19 protein-coding genes are annotated in these 19952 nt (G+C 43.7%); 7 read left to right on the forward strand and 12 right to left on the reverse strand.

Going from position 1 to position 19952, the window contains the following annotated elements; translation table 11 throughout:
- Nucleotides 1–223: 223 nt before the first annotated feature.
- From D1614_RS17085 to D1614_RS17095, 3 genes are all read left to right on the forward strand, one after another.
- The gene (locus D1614_RS17085) at nucleotides 224–2017 is read left to right on the forward strand and encodes a S41 family peptidase (protein WP_194086713.1); all 1794 of its coding nucleotides are present in this window, start codon (nucleotides 224–226) and stop codon (nucleotides 2015–2017) included.
- A gap of 131 nt (nucleotides 2018–2148) precedes the next feature.
- The gene (locus tag D1614_RS17090; protein WP_119439189.1) at nucleotides 2149–2439 is read left to right on the forward strand and encodes a nucleotidyltransferase family protein; all 291 of its coding nucleotides are present in this window, start codon (nucleotides 2149–2151) and stop codon (nucleotides 2437–2439) included.
- Entirely contained in the window at nucleotides 2432–2797 is a 366-nt protein-coding gene (locus tag D1614_RS17095) for a HepT-like ribonuclease domain-containing protein (protein ID WP_119439190.1), read from the forward strand. Before D1614_RS17090 ends, D1614_RS17095 begins: the two co-directional genes overlap by 8 nt.
- A gap of 48 nt (nucleotides 2798–2845) precedes the next feature.
- On the opposite strand, the gene D1614_RS17100 is transcribed toward D1614_RS17095, so the two are convergent.
- The 9 genes from D1614_RS17100 to D1614_RS17140 all read right to left on the reverse strand — a co-directional run bounded on the left by D1614_RS17100 (nucleotide 2846) and on the right by D1614_RS17140 (nucleotide 11604).
- Complete coding sequence (locus D1614_RS17100; RefSeq protein WP_119439191.1) at nucleotides 2846–4111, reverse strand: asparagine synthetase B; 1266 nt, start codon at nucleotides 4109–4111, stop codon at nucleotides 2846–2848.
- Nucleotides 4112–4248: 137 nt separating this feature from the next.
- The gene (gene dnaB, locus D1614_RS17105) at nucleotides 4249–5772 is read right to left on the reverse strand and encodes a replicative DNA helicase (RefSeq protein ID WP_119439192.1); all 1524 of its coding nucleotides are present in this window, start codon (nucleotides 5770–5772) and stop codon (nucleotides 4249–4251) included.
- A 124-nt stretch (nucleotides 5773–5896) separates the two neighbouring features.
- Nucleotides 5897–6889 (reverse strand): D-alanine--D-alanine ligase, encoded by a 993-nt coding sequence (locus tag D1614_RS17110; RefSeq protein WP_119439193.1) that lies wholly within the window; start codon nucleotides 6887–6889, stop codon nucleotides 5897–5899.
- The gene (locus D1614_RS17115) at nucleotides 6882–7928 is read right to left on the reverse strand and encodes an RluA family pseudouridine synthase (RefSeq protein WP_119439194.1); all 1047 of its coding nucleotides are present in this window, start codon (nucleotides 7926–7928) and stop codon (nucleotides 6882–6884) included. Before D1614_RS17115 ends, D1614_RS17110 begins: the two co-directional genes overlap by 8 nt.
- Nucleotides 7929–7933: 5 nt before the next feature.
- A complete protein-coding gene (locus D1614_RS17120) occupies nucleotides 7934–8740 on the reverse strand; it encodes a PASTA domain-containing protein (protein ID WP_119439195.1) in 807 nt (268 codons plus the stop codon).
- Nucleotides 8741–8949: 209 nt separating this feature from the next.
- Nucleotides 8950–9108, reverse strand: a complete 159-nt coding sequence (gene rpmH, locus D1614_RS17125; RefSeq protein ID WP_119439196.1) for a 50S ribosomal protein L34 — start codon at nucleotides 9106–9108, stop codon at nucleotides 8950–8952.
- A gap of 136 nt (nucleotides 9109–9244) precedes the next feature.
- Complete coding sequence (locus D1614_RS17130; RefSeq protein ID WP_206610061.1) at nucleotides 9245–9613, reverse strand: sulfite exporter TauE/SafE family protein; 369 nt, start codon at nucleotides 9611–9613, stop codon at nucleotides 9245–9247.
- A 10-nt stretch (nucleotides 9614–9623) separates the two neighbouring features.
- Nucleotides 9624–10337, reverse strand: coding sequence for a response regulator transcription factor (locus tag D1614_RS17135; RefSeq protein ID WP_119439197.1), 714 nt, complete (start codon nucleotides 10335–10337; stop codon nucleotides 9624–9626).
- Between the two features lies 1 nt (nucleotide 10338).
- A complete protein-coding gene (locus D1614_RS17140; protein ID WP_119439198.1) occupies nucleotides 10339–11604 on the reverse strand; it encodes a sensor histidine kinase in 1266 nt (421 codons plus the stop codon).
- A gap of 171 nt (nucleotides 11605–11775) precedes the next feature.
- On the opposite strand from D1614_RS17140, the gene D1614_RS17145 reads away from it, so the two are divergent.
- The 4 genes from D1614_RS17145 (at nucleotide 11776) to D1614_RS17160 (ending at nucleotide 17640) form a co-directional block, all read left to right on the forward strand.
- Entirely contained in the window at nucleotides 11776–12870 is a 1095-nt protein-coding gene (locus D1614_RS17145; RefSeq protein WP_119439199.1) for a DUF1573 domain-containing protein, read from the forward strand.
- A 125-nt stretch (nucleotides 12871–12995) separates the two neighbouring features.
- Nucleotides 12996–14114 carry a methylmalonyl Co-A mutase-associated GTPase MeaB gene (gene meaB / locus D1614_RS17150; protein WP_119439200.1) on the forward strand — a complete coding sequence of 373 codons (1119 nt, stop codon included), beginning with the start codon at nucleotides 12996–12998 and terminating at the stop codon, nucleotides 14112–14114.
- A gap of 268 nt (nucleotides 14115–14382) precedes the next feature.
- On the forward strand, nucleotides 14383–15774 hold the full coding sequence (lpdA, locus tag D1614_RS17155) for a dihydrolipoyl dehydrogenase (RefSeq protein WP_119439201.1): 1392 nt from the start codon (nucleotides 14383–14385) through the stop codon (nucleotides 15772–15774).
- 240 nt (nucleotides 15775–16014) lie between these two features.
- On the forward strand, nucleotides 16015–17640 hold the full coding sequence (locus D1614_RS17160; RefSeq protein ID WP_119439202.1) for an OmpP1/FadL family transporter: 1626 nt from the start codon (nucleotides 16015–16017) through the stop codon (nucleotides 17638–17640).
- Nucleotides 17641–17821: 181 nt separating this feature from the next.
- On the opposite strand, the gene D1614_RS17165 is transcribed toward D1614_RS17160, so the two are convergent.
- From D1614_RS17165 to D1614_RS17175, 3 genes are all read right to left on the reverse strand, one after another.
- Nucleotides 17822–18313, reverse strand: a complete 492-nt coding sequence (locus D1614_RS17165; RefSeq protein WP_119439203.1) for a peptide deformylase — start codon at nucleotides 18311–18313, stop codon at nucleotides 17822–17824.
- A gap of 78 nt (nucleotides 18314–18391) precedes the next feature.
- On the reverse strand, nucleotides 18392–18919 hold the full coding sequence (locus D1614_RS17170) for a hypothetical protein (RefSeq protein WP_147384296.1): 528 nt from the start codon (nucleotides 18917–18919) through the stop codon (nucleotides 18392–18394).
- Between the two features lie 165 nt (nucleotides 18920–19084).
- Nucleotides 19085–19738 (reverse strand): NigD1/NigD2 family lipoprotein, encoded by a 654-nt coding sequence (locus D1614_RS17175; protein WP_119439205.1) that lies wholly within the window; start codon nucleotides 19736–19738, stop codon nucleotides 19085–19087.
- Nucleotides 19739–19952 lie beyond the last annotated feature (214 nt).

Here is a 19952-nt window from a genome sequence, read left to right on the forward strand (position 1 = left end):
ACTTACAGGGCGATAAAAAAACTTACAGGACGTTCCAAAAATCTACAGGAATGCGAAAAATGACTACAGGGAGGCAAAAAAGTTAACAGGACTGCTTTTCACTTAGATTGGCATATGGGTTTTCTTTTATACCCTGCCAACAAGGAAGAGAAATTATGTTTATTTTTAGAAAGCTAGAAACCTAAAATTTCCCAATACATTGAGAATAAAACTAATTATACTATTGTCATTATTTGTAGTAAGCTGTCAACCTAAAAACAAGACTTACCAAGCTGACTTTGACAATGCGCCTGATTCAGGGACACATACAGAAATGCCGGAATTAACAGATGACTTAATTCAGAACCTGGCTTTATTGGGCAAAATTTGGGGTTTTTTAAAGTATCATCACCCTGAAGTTGGAAAAGGTAAATATGATTGGGATGATGAACTGTTTCAGATTTTGCCAGAGTATATAAACGTAAACAGTACCAGGTATCGGGACAAAGCATTACTTCGATGGATAGAAAGATACGGTGAATTGCCTGAATGTACTTCCAGTAAAGAAACAACTGCCTGTGCTTATCAGAAACCTGACTTTTTATGGGTTGAAAACGGAAATATCAGTGCTGCCTTAAAAGAAAAGATAAAAAAAATCTATCAGAACAGGCACCAGGGAACTCATTGCTATATTAAGAAGGCGTATCATGATGGTAATCCAGAATTTTTAAACGAAGAACCTTATTCAACTTCTTTCCCCGACAAAAATCTTCGGTTATTGGCCTTGTATCGGTACTGGAACATCATCCAATATTTTTTTCCATATAAATATTTAACGGATAAGAAATGGGATGAAGTATTGAGAGAATATATCCCTGTATTCATAAACGCAAAATCGGCATTGGAATATCAATTGGCCATACTTCAACTTGCAGCCGAGACCAATGATACGCACGCAAGATTTCTTATGGGAGCAGATGAAATTGGCTTTTTGAGAGGGACAAGGTACGCACCTCTTCGGACAAATGAAATAGACTCATTGAGAGGGACAAAGTATGCACCTTTTCGGGTTCGGTTTATTGAAAACAACCTAACGGTTATTGACTATTTCAAACCGAGATTGAAAGAAACTACAGGTTTGGAAATTGGCGACTTCATAACTCATATAGACAGCAAAAAGATAGAGTATATCATCGACAGTATCAAAGCATATTATCCGGCATCGAACGAAGCAGCAAGAATGTATTACATGGCAACGGATTTGGTACGTTCGAATAATAATTCAATTCATATCGTTTATAATTCTTCCGGAGTAATAAAGGAAAAAGAGTTAACGATGTACCAAAGGTCTGATTTGAATATGGACGAACCAAATAGCAAATTGTCTTATGATAGTATAATGCTTGATAATGATTCGATGTTTATCGGATATATTACACTAGCAACCATCAAAGACACAGAAATATCGCATATTAAAAAGTCTTTTATGAATGCAAAAGGTATCATCATTGATATTCGGAATTATCCTGCTTCTCGTGTGGACTTTTCATTGGGTGAATTTTTTACTTCGAAAAGAAAGCCTTTTGTGAAATTTACAACAGGAAATTTAAATAATCCGGGAGAATTCAATTTTAGTAATAATGTTTATTTTTTAAATTATAAGGTAGGAAACCGTAATAGCTTTTTTGATTTTGAAAAACCTATATCCGAAAATTATTTTCAAGGAAAATTAGTCGTCCTTGTAAATGAAGAAACCATAAGTCTAGCCGAACTTACTGCTATGGCATTCAGGGCTGGAGATAATACGGTTGTAATTGGCAGCCAGACGCAAGGAGCTGACGGAAATATATCATTTATCCCTTTACCTGGCGGATTAAAAGCCGGGATTTCAGGTATTGGTGTTTATTATCCTGATGGGAGAGGAACTCAGCGTATTGGCATAGTTCCGGATATTGAGGTAAAACCTACTATTCAGGGGATTAGGGAAGGAAGAGATGAACCCTTGGAAAAGGCAATTGAATTGATACAAAAAGAGTAGAAACCAGCTGATAGCAATGAAGTATTCCGGTTTTCTGCACAGCCAAGCCTGTATCCGCGTTAGCAAGACGGTAAATTTTGTTAACGTAGCCGGTTATAATCTTAGTGATTAAAAATTTGTACTTTTGAAATATGAGAAGTTTACAGGAAATCAAGAATACATTGAGTAATCATAAAAGCCGGTTATTCAAGGATTATCCCATAAAATCAATGGCGATTTTTGGTTCTTATTCGCGTAGGGAACAGAACGACTCCAGTGATTTAGATATTCTTGTGGAGTTTTCAGACAAAATTGGCATTCGATTCATTGATTTGGCGGAAGATTTGGAAGAAATAGTAGGGGTTAAGGTTGATCTGGTGTCAAGAAAAGGAATAAAAGAGAAGTACCTGGAATCCATCAATTCTGATTTAATTTATGTCTAAGCGAGATACCCGGTTGCTATTAGATGATATGTTGCAATCCGCATTAAAGATTAAGCGGTACACAAAAGGCATCGGTTATGATTCATTTGTTTCCGATGACAAGACTGTTGATGCGGTTGTGCGAAATTTTGAGATCATTGGAGAAGCCGCCAATCGCATTGATCCTGATTTTAGGGATAGAAATCCTGAAATTGAATGGAACCGAATAAGAGGCTTTCGCAATCGAATTGTACACGATTATTTCGGAATTGATTATGAAATTGTTTGGAGCATTATTGAGTCGTACCTCGATGAACTCATTGGCTGGATTCAAACAATCAACGATGATGACAAAGCCTTTCCTCCGGACAATTTGTAAGCCGAATACTACCTGACTTCTTTAAAATCCCACTGATTGTATAATCCGTTACGTTTTCCTTTTCTTCTTTTTGGCGGCCGGGAAAAGAATGTTGTTCAGGATTAAGCGGTACCCCGGAGAGTTGGGGTGCAGGCTTAAATCGGTTGGCGGATCGCCGATCAGGTGCTGGTAATCTTCCGGGTCGTGGCCTCCGTAAAAAGTCCAGAAGCCTTTGCCTTTTTCCCCGTGAATGTAGCGGGCTTCGTGTGCCGGTTTGTTCTCGCCCATCACCAGCACATTGGGTTTTACCACTTCTTTGCGGTAAGCCGTGGTTTGTCCCATAAAACCTTTGATCAGGTTGCGGTGGTTCTGGCACAACATGGTGGGGATGGGGTCCCACTTGGCCGAAAATTCAAACAGCGTGAAAAAATCGTTTTCCCGCACCACTTTGTTGCGCCGCGATTCGGTAGCGTCGATGTCCGAAAACTCGTACACATTCGGGCTTTTTTCCAGGTGAAAATTCTCGAACGCACAGGTATGTTGGAAATTCAGTTTTTCATCGGCATCCGGGTCCATCGAGTCACCGTCGAACATGGGCTGGCAAATATCCACGCCCTCCGCCGCCAGCGAAATATCGTATGTGTCGGTAGCGGCGCACATGGCAAAAAGGAAACCGCCGTTCAGTACATATTTGTCAATTTCGCGGGTCACAAACGACTTCATTTCCGAAACCTTCAGAAAACCCAGTTTTTGCGCCAGCTCGTTGTTTATTTTTACTTCTTGCTGGTACCAGGGCATGTGCTGGTAGGTACGCCAGAATTTTCCGTGTTGCCCGGTAAAATCTTCGTGGTGAAGGTGCAGCCAGTCGTAATCGGCCAGTTTCCCGTCCAGTATTTCTTCGTCGTAAATTACATCGTAATCAATCTCGGCATAGGTCAGCACCAGGGTTACCGCATCGTCCCAGGGTTGTTTATTGGGCGGCGAATACACCGCAATTTTGGGCGCTTTTGTCATGCTTATGGCATCCTGGTTGACTTCGGGGCGTGCTATTTCGGAAAGGATAGCGCTGGCCTGCGCATCGGCAATGGTTTCAAAAGTCACCCCGCGAATCACGCATTCGTTTTCAATTTCAGGAAAATGCTGCAACAGGAAACTGCCGCCCCGGTAATTGAGCAGCCACTTTACTTCCACATCTTTTTGCAGGGTCCAGTAGGCTATTCCGTAGGCCTTTAAATGATCTTTCTGCGTATCGTCCATCGGGATAAGAAGATACAGGGCTTTTGCCTGAAAAACGACCAAAAGGACAAGTAGGGAAAGTATTGTTTTAAGCTTCATGACTCTGTTTTCCGAAATATACAACTTTGAAACGATAAAGTTCAAATGCGCGGCGCTACATCAGGTGTGCGCAAACAGAAAGCTGATGCGCAGACCCGTGTTTTATGCCGGTAGCACTTCTCGCATGGGCTGCATCATCAGAACGGTACATCCGAAGTGGATGATCCGCTTTCGAAGCCACGGTTGCCCGCAATTCCAACATCGTAGGTTTCGTTGTCCTCGTTCATCGACGAGCCAAAAGTCTGTACCGAATTAAAACCTCCCGATTCGAATTGCGGATCAAGATCGGAGAATTTCGCCATTTCTTTCTGGAATTTTAGCGGCACATCGGCGGTGGCACCGTTACGGTGTTTGGCAATAATGAGCTCTGCAATTCCGCGCAGCGAGTTCCCTGATTCGTCTTCGGTGATCCCAAAATATTCCGGGCGGTGGATAAAACAAACAATATCGGCATCCTGCTCAATCGCACCCGATTCACGCAGGTCGGAAAGCTGCGGGCGTTTTCCTTCGCGCGATTCCACGGCACGGCTCAACTGCGACAGCGCAATAATCGGCACGTTCAGTTCCTTGGCAATGGCTTTTAACGAACGCGAAATCATACTCACCTCCTGTTCACGGCTGCCGCGTGTATCCGTTCCGGCGGTCATCAGCTGAAGGTAGTCGACAATAATAATGTTGATGTCGTACTGCATTTTCAGGCGGCGGCATTTGGCCCTGAATTCAAAAATGGAAAGGGCAGGGGTGTCGTCGATAAAAATAGGCGCATCATCCAGGGTTTTGATACGCTGGTTCAGCTGTGCCCACTCGTAATCTTCCAGTTTACCGGTTTTAATTTTCTCACCTCCCAGTTCGGTCTCGGCTGATATCAGACGGTTCACCAACTGCAGCGATGACATCTCGAGCGAGAATATGGCAACTGCCTGGCGGTGATCAACCGCCATGTTACGTGCCATGGATAGAACAAAGGCCGTTTTACCCATCGCCGGACGTGCGGCGAGAATAATCAGGGCCGAAGGTTCCCAGCCCGAAGTAATGCGGTCTACAGCCGTAAATCCTGAGGGCACACCACTTAACCCATCGGGTTTGCTACGTGCCGCTTCAATTTGAAGTACGGCCTGGTTCAGGATGGGTTTGATCGGCACCGTTTCCTTTTTGATGTTTCCTTCCGAAACCTTGAAAAGTGCGGATTCCGAGAAGTCGATCAGGTCGTCCACGTCAATGGTGTCGTCGTAGGCTTTTCCCTGAATTTCGCTGGAAACACGGATCAACTCGCGCTGAATGTATTTTTGGGCAATGATTCTTGCATGGAATTCAATGTGCGCCGCTGAAGCTACCCGCCGGGTAAGTTGGGTGATGTACCCGGGGCCGCCAATTTCGTCGAGCTGGTTGCGGTCTTTTAGTTCCTGGGTAACCATCAAAAGGTCGACGGGTTTTTCTTTTCCCGACAATGACTGGATGGCTTCAAAAATTTTGCGGTGCTCGTCTTTGTAAAAGCTTTTGGCTTCAATAATATCGGCGATGGTAACAATGGCGTCCCGCTCCAGCATCAGGGCTCCCAAAACTGCTTCTTCCACATCTACTGCCTGGGGTGGGAGTTTGCCATACTGTGCGTTTATCTGGTCGATGGTTGGAGATGGGGTGCCTCTTCTTCGTTCTGCCATGGTTTGCTAAAAAGTTAAAATATGTGTGGAATTTGAATGTCAAAAATAGGAATAACAAGGTCAGGCAACAAAGAATCTTGTTACCGTATTTTAACGTCTGTTATTCACAATTGTTAATTGGTATTTACGCTAATTTCGCCTCAATAATTTTTGTAAGGATTTCCCGTAAGCTTGATCCCATCGCCTCTATTTGCTGCGGGACAAAGCTCGTTCCTGTCATTCCCGGCGTGGTATTTACTTCCAGAAAATGAAACACTTCGTCTTTTAAAATGTAGTCGACACGCACAATGCCGTCGCACTCGCACAAGTGATAAATTTCGGAGGTAAGTTCCCGGCATTTTTTGGCCAGGTCTTCCGGAAGACGCGCCGGTGTTATTTCGTCGGTTACTCCGGGCGTATATTTGGCTTCGTAATCAAAAAACTCATTTTTGGGAAGTACCTCGGTTATCGGGAAAACGGTGATTTCGTTCTTGATTTTTACCGCTCCGCAGGTAAATTCCTTGCCGTCGATAAATTCTTCAACCAGGGCCTCTTCGCTTTCCTGCCAGGCTTTGTGGATGGCTGCCTCTACTTCCTCTTTCGTCTTCACTTTTGTGATACCAAAACTCGAGCCTCCGGCATTGGGTTTTACAAAAACAGGAAGGCCCAGTTTCTCCACCACAAAATCTGCATCGATGGTGTCGCCAACGGTGTATTTCAGTGATTTGGCCATCGGAATGCCCATGCTGCGCAGGTAGTTGCTGCAAAACCACTTGTTAAAAGTAAGCGAAGATGAATGAACGTTGCACGAGGAGTAGGGAATGCCCATCAACTCGAAATAAGCCTGCAAAATTCCGTCTTCTCCAGGTGTTCCGTGAATGGTAATGTACGCGAAGTCAAATTTGATTTTTTCGCCCTGAAACTGAAAGCTAAAATCAGATTTGTCGATGTCAGAAACTTTGTAATTGTTCTGAAAAACTTCCCAACGGTCGTTTTGTATTTCAACCAGCCAGGGAGTGAATTTATCCGGATCAACGGCCTGCATTACATTGGCCCCGCTTTTTACCGAAACTACAAATTCCGAAGAGTTTCCGCCGGCCACAACGGCCACATTGGGTTTTGAAACTATGTTATTCATTTCTGTTTGCTATATAATTTTCCCATTTTTCTACTGCCTGTGCCATGTCTTCAGGCAATTCTGAGTTGAACGACATTTTTTCTCCGCTGGTGGGGTGAATAAATCCGAGAGTTTTGGCATGAAGCGCCTGCCGGGGAAGTATTTTGAAGCAATTCTGTACAAACTGCCGGTATTTCGAAAAGGTAGTTCCCCTTAATATCTGATCGCCACCGTAGTTGGAGTCGTTGAATAAAGTATGATTAATGTACTTCATGTGGACCCTTATCTGGTGCGTTCTTCCGGTTTCAAGGCGGCACTCAATCAACGAAACATACCCGATTCGCTTTAACACCCGGTAATGCGTAACGGCCGGTTTGCCATAATCGCCTTCCGGAAATACCGTAAACACCTGGCGGTTGTTCAGGCTGCGGCCAATGTTGCCGGTAACGGTACCTTCGTCGTCTTTTACATTTCCCCATACAAGGGCATGGTAAAGGCGTTCGCTTGTTTTATCAAAAAACTGACGGGCCAGATGGATTTTGGCGTGTTCGGTTTTTGCCACCACCAGCAAACCCGAAGTATCTTTGTCGATGCGGTGCACCAACCCCGGACGCGGATCTTCGCTGTTAAACAACGGCAGGTCTTTAAAATAATAGGCCAGTGCGTTTACCAGTGTTCCCGAGTAGTTTCCATGCCCCGGGTGAACCACCAAACCGGCGGGTTTATTGATCACGATCAGCTGGTCGTCTTCGTAAACAATGTCGAGCGGAATATCTTCGGGAATGATCTTTAACTCACGCCTCGGATAATCCATTACGATCTGAATATCGTCGTTGGGCTTTACCTTGTAGTTGGATTTTACTGCTTCTCCGTTTACCCGGATATTGCCTGCATCGGCAGCGGCCTGGATGCGGCTTCGCGATGAGTTCTCAATCCGGTTCGATAAAAACTTATCAATGCGAACAGCCGATTGGCCTGCGTCAACCGACAGACGAAAATGTTCGTAAAGACCACCTTCCTCTTCTTCTAATTCTTCGTTATCTTCTATGTAATCCGTCATATATCTTATTGTTCTATGGCCTCGTCGCTTGTTAATTTTTCGTTGTCAACGGTTAGCCAAAGGTCGACTGAACTTCCCAGGTAAACTTTTTGCACCAAACGGCTGTCGGGCATTTGTTTCCATATCCGGGCGTTCAGCGTGTCTTCTTTTGTTGTGATGGAATGATCGTAAATAACCACTCCCATATTTAGCCGGGCGTTGGTAAGCGCCAAACGTGCATCGTCGATAAACATTCCGTTCAGGTTAGGCAGAATGGTCTCCATATTTCCGCGGCTTTGTCCCACCACCAGTACAACCGAACTTCCTTTCTCCAAACGGTCTCCTTCCGCCAATTCCTTTTCGTTCTGAAAGGCATTCAGTACCAGGTCGGTGTATTCCGACGGCTGGTAGGAAATACTGTCGATGGTTAACCCGCAGTTCTCGAGCAATACCTGCGCCTGCCGAAACGAAATATCGGTAAGTTTTGGAATTGTCACCATTTCTGCCTCGCTGGCATTAATGGTCAGGTAGATCAAGCGGCCTTCCTTTACCTGTTGGTTGGCTTTGGGCACCTGGTCGACCACTGCTCCCGGGCTAACGTTTTTGTCGTACACCGAATCGAGCAGTTCAACTTTTAACAGGCTGGCCTCGGCAACTTGTTTTGCTTCGTCGTAAGTCATCCCCGATAAATCTGGAACACTGTAAGAAATGCCGTGGTGCGTGTAGCTTTTAAGGCTGCTGAGGGTAATGGCCGTAAGCGCTGCTACCAGTACAACAGCAATAAGCAAATTGATCCAGAAGATCCGGCTGATCAAGAATTTTTTAAGACTCATACCTGTTTTTGTCGATCTGTATTAAGGAAACAAAAATAAGTCAAAAAAAGTATGTTGAAAGGAAATTGTCGGGGAAAGCGTGATGAAAATTCCGATAAGCTTAATACGTGAAGTTTTTTGCCGGAGGAAACGATTGCAGATACCCATAAACACGAAAAGGTAAAGGAATAAATCCTTTACCTTCCCGTCAAAATCTTTGAAGATATTAATTATCTTTTGTGTCTCGGTTCGTCCGAAACAGTCAGTTTTTTCCGGCCTTTGGCTCTACGGGCTTTCAATACTTTCCGGCCATTAGCCGTAGACATTCTTTCTCTAAACCCGTGTTTGTTTTTTCTTTTCCTGTTAGATGGTTGAAATGTGCGTTTCATTTCTATAAAGTTTTACTTGTTATTTCTAAAATTTCGGACTGCAAAAATAGTCTTTTTTTTATTTCCTCCAAAACTAAGCTGTATTTTTCGGCGAAATTAATCCTGATGTGTTTAAAGTTCAGTAACAGCTTCTTATCTATTTCGAAAAGATAAGTTTAACGGCTACCAGGATCATTAAAACTCCAAACAGCTTCCGAAGGGTTTTGTCGGAGATGTGAAGCGTGAAATGCGAACCGAGGTAAGCGCCCACCACAAACGTAAGAGAAAGCACCAGCGCAATCTTCCAGTTTACATAGCCGGCTTTCCAGTAGTTCCAGGCTGCCAGAATGCCAACGGGAGGCAGCATGAAAGCCAGGCTGGTACCTTGCGCTTCGTGTTGTGATATTCCGATAATGAATACCAGCGCGGGAATGACAATTATGGCGCCGCCGATCCCAAAAACTCCGGACAATACTCCTGAAAATAACCCGATTAGAATGAGGATGATTAATTGTCCAATGGTCATGATAATAAATTTATTGATCGTCCTGTTTCACGGAGAAACGAAATCCGATGCCGTGCAGGTTGGTGATTTTTACTGCCGGATCGTCTTTAAAATATTTGCGAAGCCGCGAAATAAAAACATCAAGACTTCGACCTAAAAAATAGTCATCCGATCCCCAAACTTCTTCCAGTATCTCATTTCGGCTTAGAACTTTGTTGGGGTGCTCGGCAAAATAACGTATTAGTTCAGCTTCTTTTAACGTAAGATTGCGCGTTTCGTTACCAATACTTAGTGAAAGGTCTTCGGGGTGAAAGCTAAATTTCCCGATTTGCATAAACCCGTCGTTCGCCGGTTTCAGGAAAGGCTGCGAATGGCTGCGTCGAAGAAAGATCCTGATTTTCAGTAAAAGCTCTTCCATACTAAAGGGCTTGGGAATGTAGTCGTCGCCGCCAATGGTGAGGCCTTTTATTTTGTCTTCGGTCATGCTTCGGGCTGTCAGAAAAATGATCGGAACCTGGTCGTTTTGTGCACGGATTTTTTCGGCCACCCGGAACCCGTCAATTTTAGGAAGCATTACATCGAGGATGATCAGGTCGAAGCTTTCCTGTTTAAAAAGCTGCAAGGCAATTTCCCCGTCTTCGGCTGCCGTTACTCTGAAACTGTTTTGCTCCAGGTTGTCTTTTACGATGAAACGCAAAGCTTCGTCGTCTTCTACCAATAAAATTCTAAAGGCTGTTTCACTCATTTTATGCGCTAATAATGATCGTAAAAATACTTCCTCCCGTTGGATTTTCACTCACGTGAATTTTCCAGTGATGGGCTTTAACAATTTTATAAACGTAATCGAGGCCAAGCCCGAATCCTTTTACGTTGTGAACATTCCCTGTAGGAACACGGTAGAATTTCCTGAAGATTTTCTTCCGGTATTCTTTGGGAATTCCAATGCCATTGTCGGCAAAACTCAACACCCATTGTTTTTTACTCCGGGTCAAAGTTATGACCATTTGAGGAGTGGTCTCGCAATATTTTACGGCGTTTTCGAGAATGTTGCTGAGCAAATTGGCAAAATGAAATTTATCGGCACTGATGGTGGGGTTTAATTCATCAAAATTGATTTCGATGTGCAGTTTTTGCCCGTTGTCGCTTTGACGGAACAGTTCGCAGTTTTTGTCAATGAACGATTTCAGTTCAATGACTTCGCGGTTTAGTTTTATCCTGCTTTTTTCGAGCGAGGCAAGGTTCAGTACCTTTTCTACGTTCTTCATCAGCCGGGCATTTTGATCCTGAATAATTCGCGCGTATTGGTGCAGGCGTGCCGGAGTTTCTGTAATATTTTCTTCGGTGAGCACTTTGGCCGACAAGGCAATCGACGAAATAGGGGTTTTTAGTTCGTGCGTGAGGTTATTGATAAAGCTTTTCTGTACTTCGGACAGCTGACGCTGGCGGATAATTACCGACAAAGTATAACCAAAAAAGAAAACCACCAGTACCAAAAGCCCGGTCATAAAATACCAGATCGAAAGCCGTGAACTGAAATAGGCTTTGCGGTCGGCAAAATGAATGGCAAAATAGTAGGTGTAATCTTCGTTGGTGGGAAAAGAATAGGCCGATGTAAGAACATCTCCGGTGGCAGTCACCAGAGTGCCTTCTTCCATTTGTTCTTCCTGCGGATTAAAAAGTGCAAATTCAAATCCATAATATATGTCGTGTTTTTTTAGCTGCTCCTCCAGGTTGTTCATCAGCAGTTCCTTGTCGAAAAGCACCCCCACATTTACCAGGTAGGTATTGTCCGAAATCATTTCAACGGGAGTAATGCTTTCAAAATTGGAAGTGGTTCCGGTGGCCAGCATAATCTGCCAGGCTACCTCTTTTAGCGCTACGCTGGCGCTTTCTGTAAATTGTTTTTCAGATAACTGGTAAGAATAGCGGATAAAGGCAAACTGAATCAGGAAAACCCCGGCAATGGAAACGGTAGCCAGCAGAATAATATATTTCAGAGTTTTGCCTTTCATTTATCAGTTGGGTATTGGCACATGAACGAAACTACTAATTTTTGCCCCGGGATTTGCCCGGTTAACAACTCATTAACAAAATATTGGGCTTGATTAACAGCCATTGCGCGAAACGCTTCCTACCTTTGTTTGACAGAAACGCTTATAGCTGACAAATTTAAAATATTTATTATGAAAAAGATTTTACAATTGCTGACTGTTTTCGCGTTGGTTATTGCTTGTAATTTTGCAATGGCACAGGGGAAAGCAAAAATTGTATTCGATGAAATGGAGCATAATTTTGGCTCTTTCAAAGAAGCAGACGGTGTGCAAACCACCACATTCAAATTTAAAAACAGCGGAGATGTGCCATTGGTGTTGTCCAATGTGCGTGCTTCGTGTGGATGTACAACTCCGAAATATACCCGTGAGCCGGTTGCTCCGGGCGAGAGTGGTACCATCGATGTGAGCTACAACCCAAAGAACCGTCCGGGCTCTTTCAATAAAACGGTGACGGTTAGTTCGAATGCCGAAAATGCAACCGTTGTTCTGAAAATATCAGGAACAGTTGCTCAGCGTGAAAAAACACTGGCCGAAGAGTATCCCAGAACCATTGGTGAACTGCGTGTAAAAACCAACTATGTTTCGTTTGCCAAATTGAAAATGGGTGAAACAGCCACGCAAGAGCTGGAGTTGGTTAACGATACCGACAAACCCATTGAAGTAGGTTTTCGTACGGTTCCCGGTCACCTGACTGCAAAGGTGGAGCCTTCCACCATTCCTGCACATAGCAAAGGGAATTTGATTGTGACCTATGATTCAAAGAAAGTGGATGAATATGGATTTACTTCGCACCGGATTTACCTGTCGTTAAACGGAAGCAACGATTATAAAAACTCGGTGGGCGTAAGTGCTACCATCGAAGAAGATTTTTCAGTCCTGACACCCGAACAGCTGGCCAATGCGCCCGTTGCAGCTTTCGAGCCAACTTCGTTTGATTTTGGCGACATGAAACAGGGAGATAAAAAATCGCATACTTTTCAGCTGACCAATAACGGAAAATCTGAGTTGCTGATCCGCCGGGTACGTTCATCGTGCGGATGTACCGCAGTTGCTCCATCCAAAAAAGTAATTGCACCCGGAGAAACAGCTCCGATCGAAGTTACATTTGATTCGAGAGGAAAACGTGGCCGTCAAAGTAAGTCGATTACCGTTATTACCAACGATCCTAAAAATCCGACTGCAACTTTGCGTGTGTCAAGCAATATAATTACCACTGCCGGTTAAGCATAATTGATGTTAATAATAATTCGAGGGTGTTGGAGATTCTGTCTTCAGCACCTTCTTTTTTATGCCGGAACGGGAAACTGCGTTTATTTATAGTATTTTTGAGGGCATAACAAACAATACAGATGACAGAAAAGAAGGATTTACACCACCATGTTGAGAATGATCCGGCTTTTAAAGGATTAGCGGTAAATGCCGGAATTGAACAACCCAACGTTGTGAACGACGATTCAATCAAACGTTTTTTGAATAAAAAAAGAAGGCTTTTGCCTGCAGAAGAATACGTAAAAGGTATTCTGGAAGGAAATATTACTTTGCTGAGTAAAGCGGTGACTTTGGTTGAAAGTTCCAAACGGGAACATCAGCAAATTGCACAGGAGATTATCAAAGAGTGCCTGCCTTACAGCGGAAAGTCAATTCGTGTGGGGATTACAGGTGTACCCGGAGTAGGGAAAAGCACCTTTATTGAAGCGATGGGAAGCTACATCACTTCCCGGGGGGGCAAGCTGGCTGTACTGGCAATCGACCCCAGCAGCGAACGCTCAAAAGGAAGTATTTTAGGCGATAAAACCCGGATGGAGGAGTTATCGGGCGACAAAAATGCTTACATCCGTCCCAGCCCGTCGGCAGGATCGCTTGGCGGTGTGGCCCGAAAAACCCGGGAAACGATTATTTTGTGTGAAGCAGCGGGGTTCGATCATATTTTTATTGAAACCGTAGGCGTAGGGCAAAGTGAGACTGCAGTGCATTCCATGACCGATTTTTTCCTGTTGCTGATGCTGGCCGGTGCCGGCGACGAACTTCAGGGAATCAAGCGAGGGATTATGGAAATGGCCGACCTGATTGCCATTAATAAAGCAGATGGAAACAACCTCGAAAAGGCAGAAATTGCCAAAGTGCAGTACCGAAATGCTATTCACCTGTTCCCCTCCAAGGATTCGGAATGGGCACCTCAGGTGTTGACTTGTTCAGCTTTCAATAAAATAGGGATAGAAGCTATTTGGGAGCAAGTGGAGAAGTACAAAAAGCTGACGCTTGATTCAGGTTATTTTCATCAGTTAAGAAATTCCCAGGCTACTTACTGGATGCACGAAACCATTGAGGAACAGTTGCGGAGAAATTTTTATGATCATCCGGAAATAAAAGAGAAATTAAAGGTGTTGGAGAATTATGTGCGAAACGATGCCATGAGTTCTTTTGTTGCAGCCGGCGAATTACTCGAAATGTACTCGAAATTAAAATAAAGACCGCTTTGTTTCGGCGCGGTTTTCTGTTTTGACAACGAATGCTGGTTTTATAATTTTGAACGAATGGCTACCCGTACAGTACAGGATTCTGAAATGTTTGAAAAGCCTTAGATTTGGAAAACCTTTCGGGAATAGAGGTGTTATTATAACTTAAAAATCAAAATTCAGGGAACAGACAGTGTATAACATCTTTTTATGATATCCGCGAAGGAGAGTAAAAATGAAGTTTCAATAGAAAAAACCATAGAAATAAAAAATAATTAAAATGAATTACGATGTAATAGTTATTGGCAGTGGTCCCGGCGGATATGTAGCTGCCATTCGTGCTTCGCAGCTGGGATTGAAAGTAGCTGTTGTCGAAAAAGAAAACCTCGGTGGTATTTGTTTGAACTGGGGATGTATCCCAACAAAATCGTTATTGAAAAGCGCGCAGGCCTTTGAATACGCAGTACACGGTGCCGATTACGGTGTGGCTATTTCAGGAGAAGTAAAAGCTGATTTTGAAGCCATGATAAAACGTAGCCGGGGTGTTGCTGAAGGCATGAGCAAAGGAATACAATTTTTGTTCAAAAAGAATAAAGTGGAGTCTATTTTCGGTTGGGGAAAACTTAGCGGTAAAAATACCGTTGAGGTAACCGACGATGCCGGAAAGAAAAGCACTTACACCGCGAAACACATTATTCTGGCAACCGGTGCGCGTTCGCGCGAATTGCCTAATCTTCCGCAAGACGGCAAAAAGATCATTGGTTACCGGAAAGCGCTTTCTCTGGAAAAACAACCGGAAAGCATGGTTGTGGTTGGTTCGGGAGCTATTGGTAGTGAGTTTGCCTATTTCTACCACACCATCGGAACCAAGGTAACTTTGGTTGAGTTTATGCCCACGCTGGTGCCCAACGAAGACGAAGAAGTGGCCAAACAGCTGGAACGTAATTTCAAAAAATCGAAGATGGCCGTCATGGTAAGTTCGTCGGTTGAAAGCGTTGATACCTCAGGAGACAAGTGCAAAGTAACCATCAAAACCAAAAAAGGACAGGAAGTGGTGGAAGCAGATGTGGTTCTTTCTGCAGTAGGAATCTCGCCTAATACAGAAGGCATCGGGCTGGAAGAGTTGGGTGTTGCCATGGAAAACGGACGTGTAAAAGTGGATGAATACTACCGCACAAACGTGGACGGTGTTTATGCCATTGGCGACATTGTGGCCGGGCCTGCTTTGGCACACGTTGCTTCAGCTGAAGGTATTGCCTGCGTGGAGAAAATTGCAGGAATGAATCCGGAGCCGATCGATTACTCCAACATTCCCGGGTGTACTTATACCAGCCCCGAAATTTCATCAGTTGGCCTTACCGAGGCAAAAGCCAAAGAATCCGGTTACGAAGTTAAGGTGGGTAAATTCCCGTATTCAGCCAGTGGAAAAGCAAGTGCTGCCGGTCAGAAAGACGGTTTTGTAAAGCTTGTTTTTGATGCAAAATACGGAGAACTGCTGGGCGCTCACATGATCGGCGGTAACGTAACTGAAATGATTGCCGAAATGGTGGTGGCCAAAAAACTGGAAATCACCGGTCATGAGCTGATCAAGACAATTCATCCGCACCCGACTATGAGCGAGGCCGTGATGGAAGCTGCCGCCGCCGCGTATGACGAAGTGATACATATTTAATAGCACATAGAATATAACAGGAAGCCCGTATAAAACTGCGGGCTTTTTTGTTGATTTTATTTCGACTAATAGTCGATTTTTTTCGAAAGGATCATAAGCTGCTGTTTATCAGTTTTGAATGTTTTGTATAATCATAATTAATTCTAAATTTGACCCTTAAAATCAACTACAGGTACCGGATAATTGCCCATAGTTTAATTTATTATAAGGGTCAATATCAAAGAATTAAAGTTATTTTACATGAAAAAACTAGCCTTGATCGCGGCATTGGTGATGCTGCTTCAAACCGCATTTGGTGGAGGTTTGCTAACCAACTACAACCAAAGTGCACAATATGTGCGAATGTTATCACGTAACGCTTCTCTCGACATCGATGGTGTTTTTTATAATCCTGCAGGTTTAACAAGTTTGCGGGATGGGTGGCATTTTGCTTTTTACAGTCAAACCATTTTTCAGAAAAGAGAGATAACTGCCGGATTTCCTTATCTGAACAGTCCTGATTATGAGGGCGAAACCACTATTCCGGTTTTTCCAGATTTGTATGGAGTTTACAAAAAAGGTAACTGGGCGTTTTCGCTGGGAGTGGGACCGGTAGCCGGTGGAGGAACCGCAACTTTTGACAACGGATTGCCGTCTTTCGAGATTCCTATCTCTAAGGCAGTTCCGGCTCTTGCAGGTCTTTCTCAAATTAGTCCCAACCTGGCTGTAACAGGATACGATCTTGATATGGAGCTGGAAGCATCTTCCATATTCTGGGGAATTCAGTTAGGGGCAACTTACGATATCAACGAGGTGATTTCTGTTTATGGTGGCGTACGTGTAATGCCATCAGTTAATACCTACAAAGGTTTTATTAAAAATGTAAAACTGACTGCAGGCGGACAAACCGTTGCAGCTCCCGAATTTTTAACCGGTGCTGCCGGGGTGGTGAATAACCTGGCCCAGGTTGCCTATACTGCCGCTTCGGGTTTGCAGCCTTTAATGGATGCCGGTGCTGGTCTTTATACTCTGGATCAGTTGGAAACAAACCAATATATTTCGGCGCAACAACGAGCTCAGATTGAAGGAGGATTGTTGGCCTTGGGTGTAAGCCAGGCTGCTATCGATCAAATGAATCTTGGAACGGTACAGGGAGCCTATACCGGAGCTGGTAATCAGTTGGCGGCACAGGGAGAATCGCTTAGCCAGAATGCAGCCTCGATGGAAGACCGTTATGTGGATGTGAAACAAAAAGGAATGGGTTTTACACCGATTATTGCGGTGAATATAAGTCCAAACGATGGTTGGAACATTGCCTTGAAATACGAACACAAAACGTATCTGAAACTCGAAAACGAAACGACTGTTGACGATATGGGATTGTTTCCCGACAAAGCCGAAACACAATACGACGTACCGGCTATCTTTACAGCCGGAGTTGGTTATCGCGGTTTGAAATGGCTGGAGGCTCAGTTGTCGTACAACCTATATTTTGACAAAAACGTTCACTACGGATACAATGTGCGTTACCAAACTACCGGGCAGCAAATGCTTCGGGAAATCGACAAAAACTATTACGAACTGGGGTTGGGATTGCAATTCAATTTAACCGACAAGTTTGCGATTAGTGTGGGCGGATTGCGTTCGGATATGGGAGTTGGCGATCTTTACCAGAGCGATTTCAGTTTTAGTAATTCTTCTCATACATTGGCGGGAGGGATTTGCTGGAAATTAACCGACCGGATCACACTGGATGCCGGAGTACTGAACACTTTCTACCAAAAGGAAAAAGTTACCTTTGCCGATCCGGTATTTGGAGACTACGACGAAAGCTACCAGAAAACTACCCTGAGTTTGTCAGCCGGTATTTCGTACAGCATTTTTTAGATCAATAACAGCATAGCAATTCATAAACGGGTGTAGACAAGTCTGCACCCGTTTTTTGTTTTGGAAGGGCGGAACTTAAAAACTTGATTGCGGAATTCTGATCCTCGATTCCCGATGCCGGTCCGTAACTGTGTGTTGTTAGTTTCAGCGGTCATCAATTTCAGCTGTATTTGATTTTAGACTAGAGAGTAGTGGACTTCCACTTAAACGACTGCTTGTCGATGGCGCGCTGAACAGCCAGAACCCCATCCAAGTGATCGTATTCGTGCTGAATGAGCTCGGCCATATCGTCTTCCAGCTCTTCGGTGTGCCTTTGCCAGTTGAGATCGAAATAAGAGACCGTTATTTTTTTGTGGCGTCTTACTTTTACAAGCAGGCTGGGAAAACTCATACAGTCGTCCCATAGTTCAATCATTTCATCACTCAGGTTTGAAAGTTCCGGATTGATCATCACCGAAGGTTTGTTAATGTGCAGCGCAATAATGCGCTTGTTCAGTCCGATCTGCGGTGCGGCAATGGCGCGGCCAAATCCATATGTTTTTTGAATGTCGAGGATGGCTTCCCACATCAGTTGGATTTGAGAATGCAGTCGCAATAATTCTTCTTTATCTACCGGCTCCGCAGTTTTGTAAAGGTCGGGATGACCCAGCAACAAAATATCTTTTATGGCCATGGCAGGTACTTTTGTTAAAAATACAAAAGCTGCCTCTTTAAACAGAAACAGCTTTTATATCCTCTTTTTAGCTATTATTTACGGTGAACTGGTTTCAATTTTCAGAACAAAATAAGTTTCCACAACAAAATTCATGGGAGCACTGTTGGTGGTTCCTGAAACCAAAACCGTTAGCTCTTGCTCTGATTTCAATATATTTCCAATTAGCACCAGTATTGAGCTGTTGATTTCAGGTTGTTGCGGCGGATTTGAAGACGCAATATTTTCGAAAGTAGCGATTACACCAATTCCTTCAATCGAAATATCAATGGAGTCAATACTTTGGTTGCTTTGTATTCCGCTGAATTTAACATAGAAATCTTCTACTCTTAACGACTTCAGATTGTCTATGAATTCTTTTAAATTTTCATCTTCCTCCAGCGACTCAGTCAGCGACTGGGAAAAGGCATAACTCATCGCTTCCGATTTTGTTGCGGTACTTGTTGTGTCTGCTACCTCAACCGGGACTTTTACCGACAGCGTGGTGGTGGAAACTTCTGTTGTGTTGCACGACGAAAACACAATCAGGCTATACAAAATGAGTGAAAGTGAGAAAATGCGTTTCATAAGAACATATTATGGATTTGTTACCACAAGATAAGACAAAAACGTTGTGCCGCGAAAGCTATTGGCCGAATTGTTAGGGGGCTTTAAAGATTTGTTCAAAAAAAGCTGCCCCCAACGAGGCAGCTTTGTAGAACTAACTGTGCAACAAATTTAGGAATACCCTTCCTAATTTAATTCAAATGTTTTATTGTAGATTTCTCCGCTAATCAGTTTGGTGGCCAGGGTAAACTTACTAATGCCCTCCTGGCGTAAATCGCTGATGTCGAACCTGAAATCGCGTGTAAACCAGGCTTCGCACAGGTCGTCGTTGGCGTTGTGCCTGATTTCAAATACCGGCACTTCATCGTTGCCGTTGATCGGATGAAGACGTGCCAGCGTAATGGTGTGTTCCTGGCAACCACCGCCGTAGGAAAGTCTGAAATACAGGCAGTCGCCGTCAACATAGGCATCGTGCATGTGTACCGGATCGCGAGCCAGGCTGTCGTAGTTCTCAAAATAAAGATCTACATAGGCCGCGCAGGATAATTCTTCCACATAGTTTATTTCGCAGGAAATCCCTTCTCCACACTTATTTACAACTTTACTTAACTTGCTGTATTCAATCAGTACCCGCTGTCCTTCCGTAAAAATAAAACCTTTGGGGTAGTACAATGGCTGAATGACTGTTCCGTTGTCGAGTTCAATCACAATTCCGCATCCACCGGTTCCGGCATAATCCATTACGGTTCCCGTTTCGGTAAGTAGCATGGGAGAGTCATCGTCGTTGCAGCTTGTTAGGGCAACAATAAATAAAATGAATATAAAAATGAGTTGTTTCATGGCTTTCTGACTTTTACATAAAACGAAGTAATCTTTGTTTTAGTCTGTTCATTCTTCATATTCCGGATGTAGAATTTTCTGTTATAAGCGAATACATTGCCAAGATGTTTTTGAACTGTAAAAGGTTGCGTGGCAATGATAAATTTTTGGAAACGGGTAGTCATAAACGGCTCTGGTAGCTAATTTTATCGCCGAAGTTCATTGTCTGTTTTTC

The sequence above is a fragment of the Maribellus luteus genome (genome assembly GCF_003576475.1).
GTDB classification, from domain to species: domain Bacteria; phylum Bacteroidota; class Bacteroidia; order Bacteroidales; family Prolixibacteraceae; genus Draconibacterium; species Draconibacterium luteum.

Coding starts and splice junctions, on each gene's coding strand:
- rpmH (WP_119439196.1), bottom strand. CDS start 9,108: ATGAAACGCACATTTCAACCATCTAACAGGAAAAGAAAAAACAAACAC.
- lpdA (WP_119439201.1), top strand. CDS start 14,383: ATGAATTACGATGTAATAGTTATTGGCAGTGGTCCCGGCGGATATGTA.
- D1614_RS17160 (WP_119439202.1), top strand. CDS start 16,015: ATGAAAAAACTAGCCTTGATCGCGGCATTGGTGATGCTGCTTCAAACC.
- D1614_RS17120 (WP_119439195.1), bottom strand. CDS start 8,740: ATGAGTCTTAAAAAATTCTTGATCAGCCGGATCTTCTGGATCAATTTG.
- D1614_RS17140 (WP_119439198.1), bottom strand. CDS start 11,604: ATGAAAGGCAAAACTCTGAAATATATTATTCTGCTGGCTACCGTTTCC.
- D1614_RS17145 (WP_119439199.1), top strand. CDS start 11,776: ATGAAAAAGATTTTACAATTGCTGACTGTTTTCGCGTTGGTTATTGCT.
- D1614_RS17110 (WP_119439193.1), bottom strand. CDS start 6,889: ATGAATAACATAGTTTCAAAACCCAATGTGGCCGTTGTGGCCGGCGGA.
- D1614_RS17090 (WP_119439189.1), top strand. CDS start 2,149: ATGAGAAGTTTACAGGAAATCAAGAATACATTGAGTAATCATAAAAGC.
- dnaB (WP_119439192.1), bottom strand. CDS start 5,772: ATGGCAGAACGAAGAAGAGGCACCCCATCTCCAACCATCGACCAGATA.
- D1614_RS17170 (WP_147384296.1), bottom strand. CDS start 18,919: ATGAAACGCATTTTCTCACTTTCACTCATTTTGTATAGCCTGATTGTG.
- D1614_RS17130 (WP_206610061.1), bottom strand. CDS start 9,613: ATGACCATTGGACAATTAATCATCCTCATTCTAATCGGGTTATTTTCA.
- D1614_RS17100 (WP_119439191.1), bottom strand. CDS start 4,111: ATGAAGCTTAAAACAATACTTTCCCTACTTGTCCTTTTGGTCGTTTTT.
- D1614_RS17115 (WP_119439194.1), bottom strand. CDS start 7,928: ATGACGGATTACATAGAAGATAACGAAGAATTAGAAGAAGAGGAAGGT.
- meaB (WP_119439200.1), top strand. CDS start 12,996: ATGACAGAAAAGAAGGATTTACACCACCATGTTGAGAATGATCCGGCT.
- D1614_RS17095 (WP_119439190.1), top strand. CDS start 2,432: ATGTCTAAGCGAGATACCCGGTTGCTATTAGATGATATGTTGCAATCC.
- D1614_RS17175 (WP_119439205.1), bottom strand. CDS start 19,738: ATGAAACAACTCATTTTTATATTCATTTTATTTATTGTTGCCCTAACA.
- D1614_RS17135 (WP_119439197.1), bottom strand. CDS start 10,337: ATGAGTGAAACAGCCTTTAGAATTTTATTGGTAGAAGACGACGAAGCT.
- D1614_RS17165 (WP_119439203.1), bottom strand. CDS start 18,313: ATGGCCATAAAAGATATTTTGTTGCTGGGTCATCCCGACCTTTACAAA.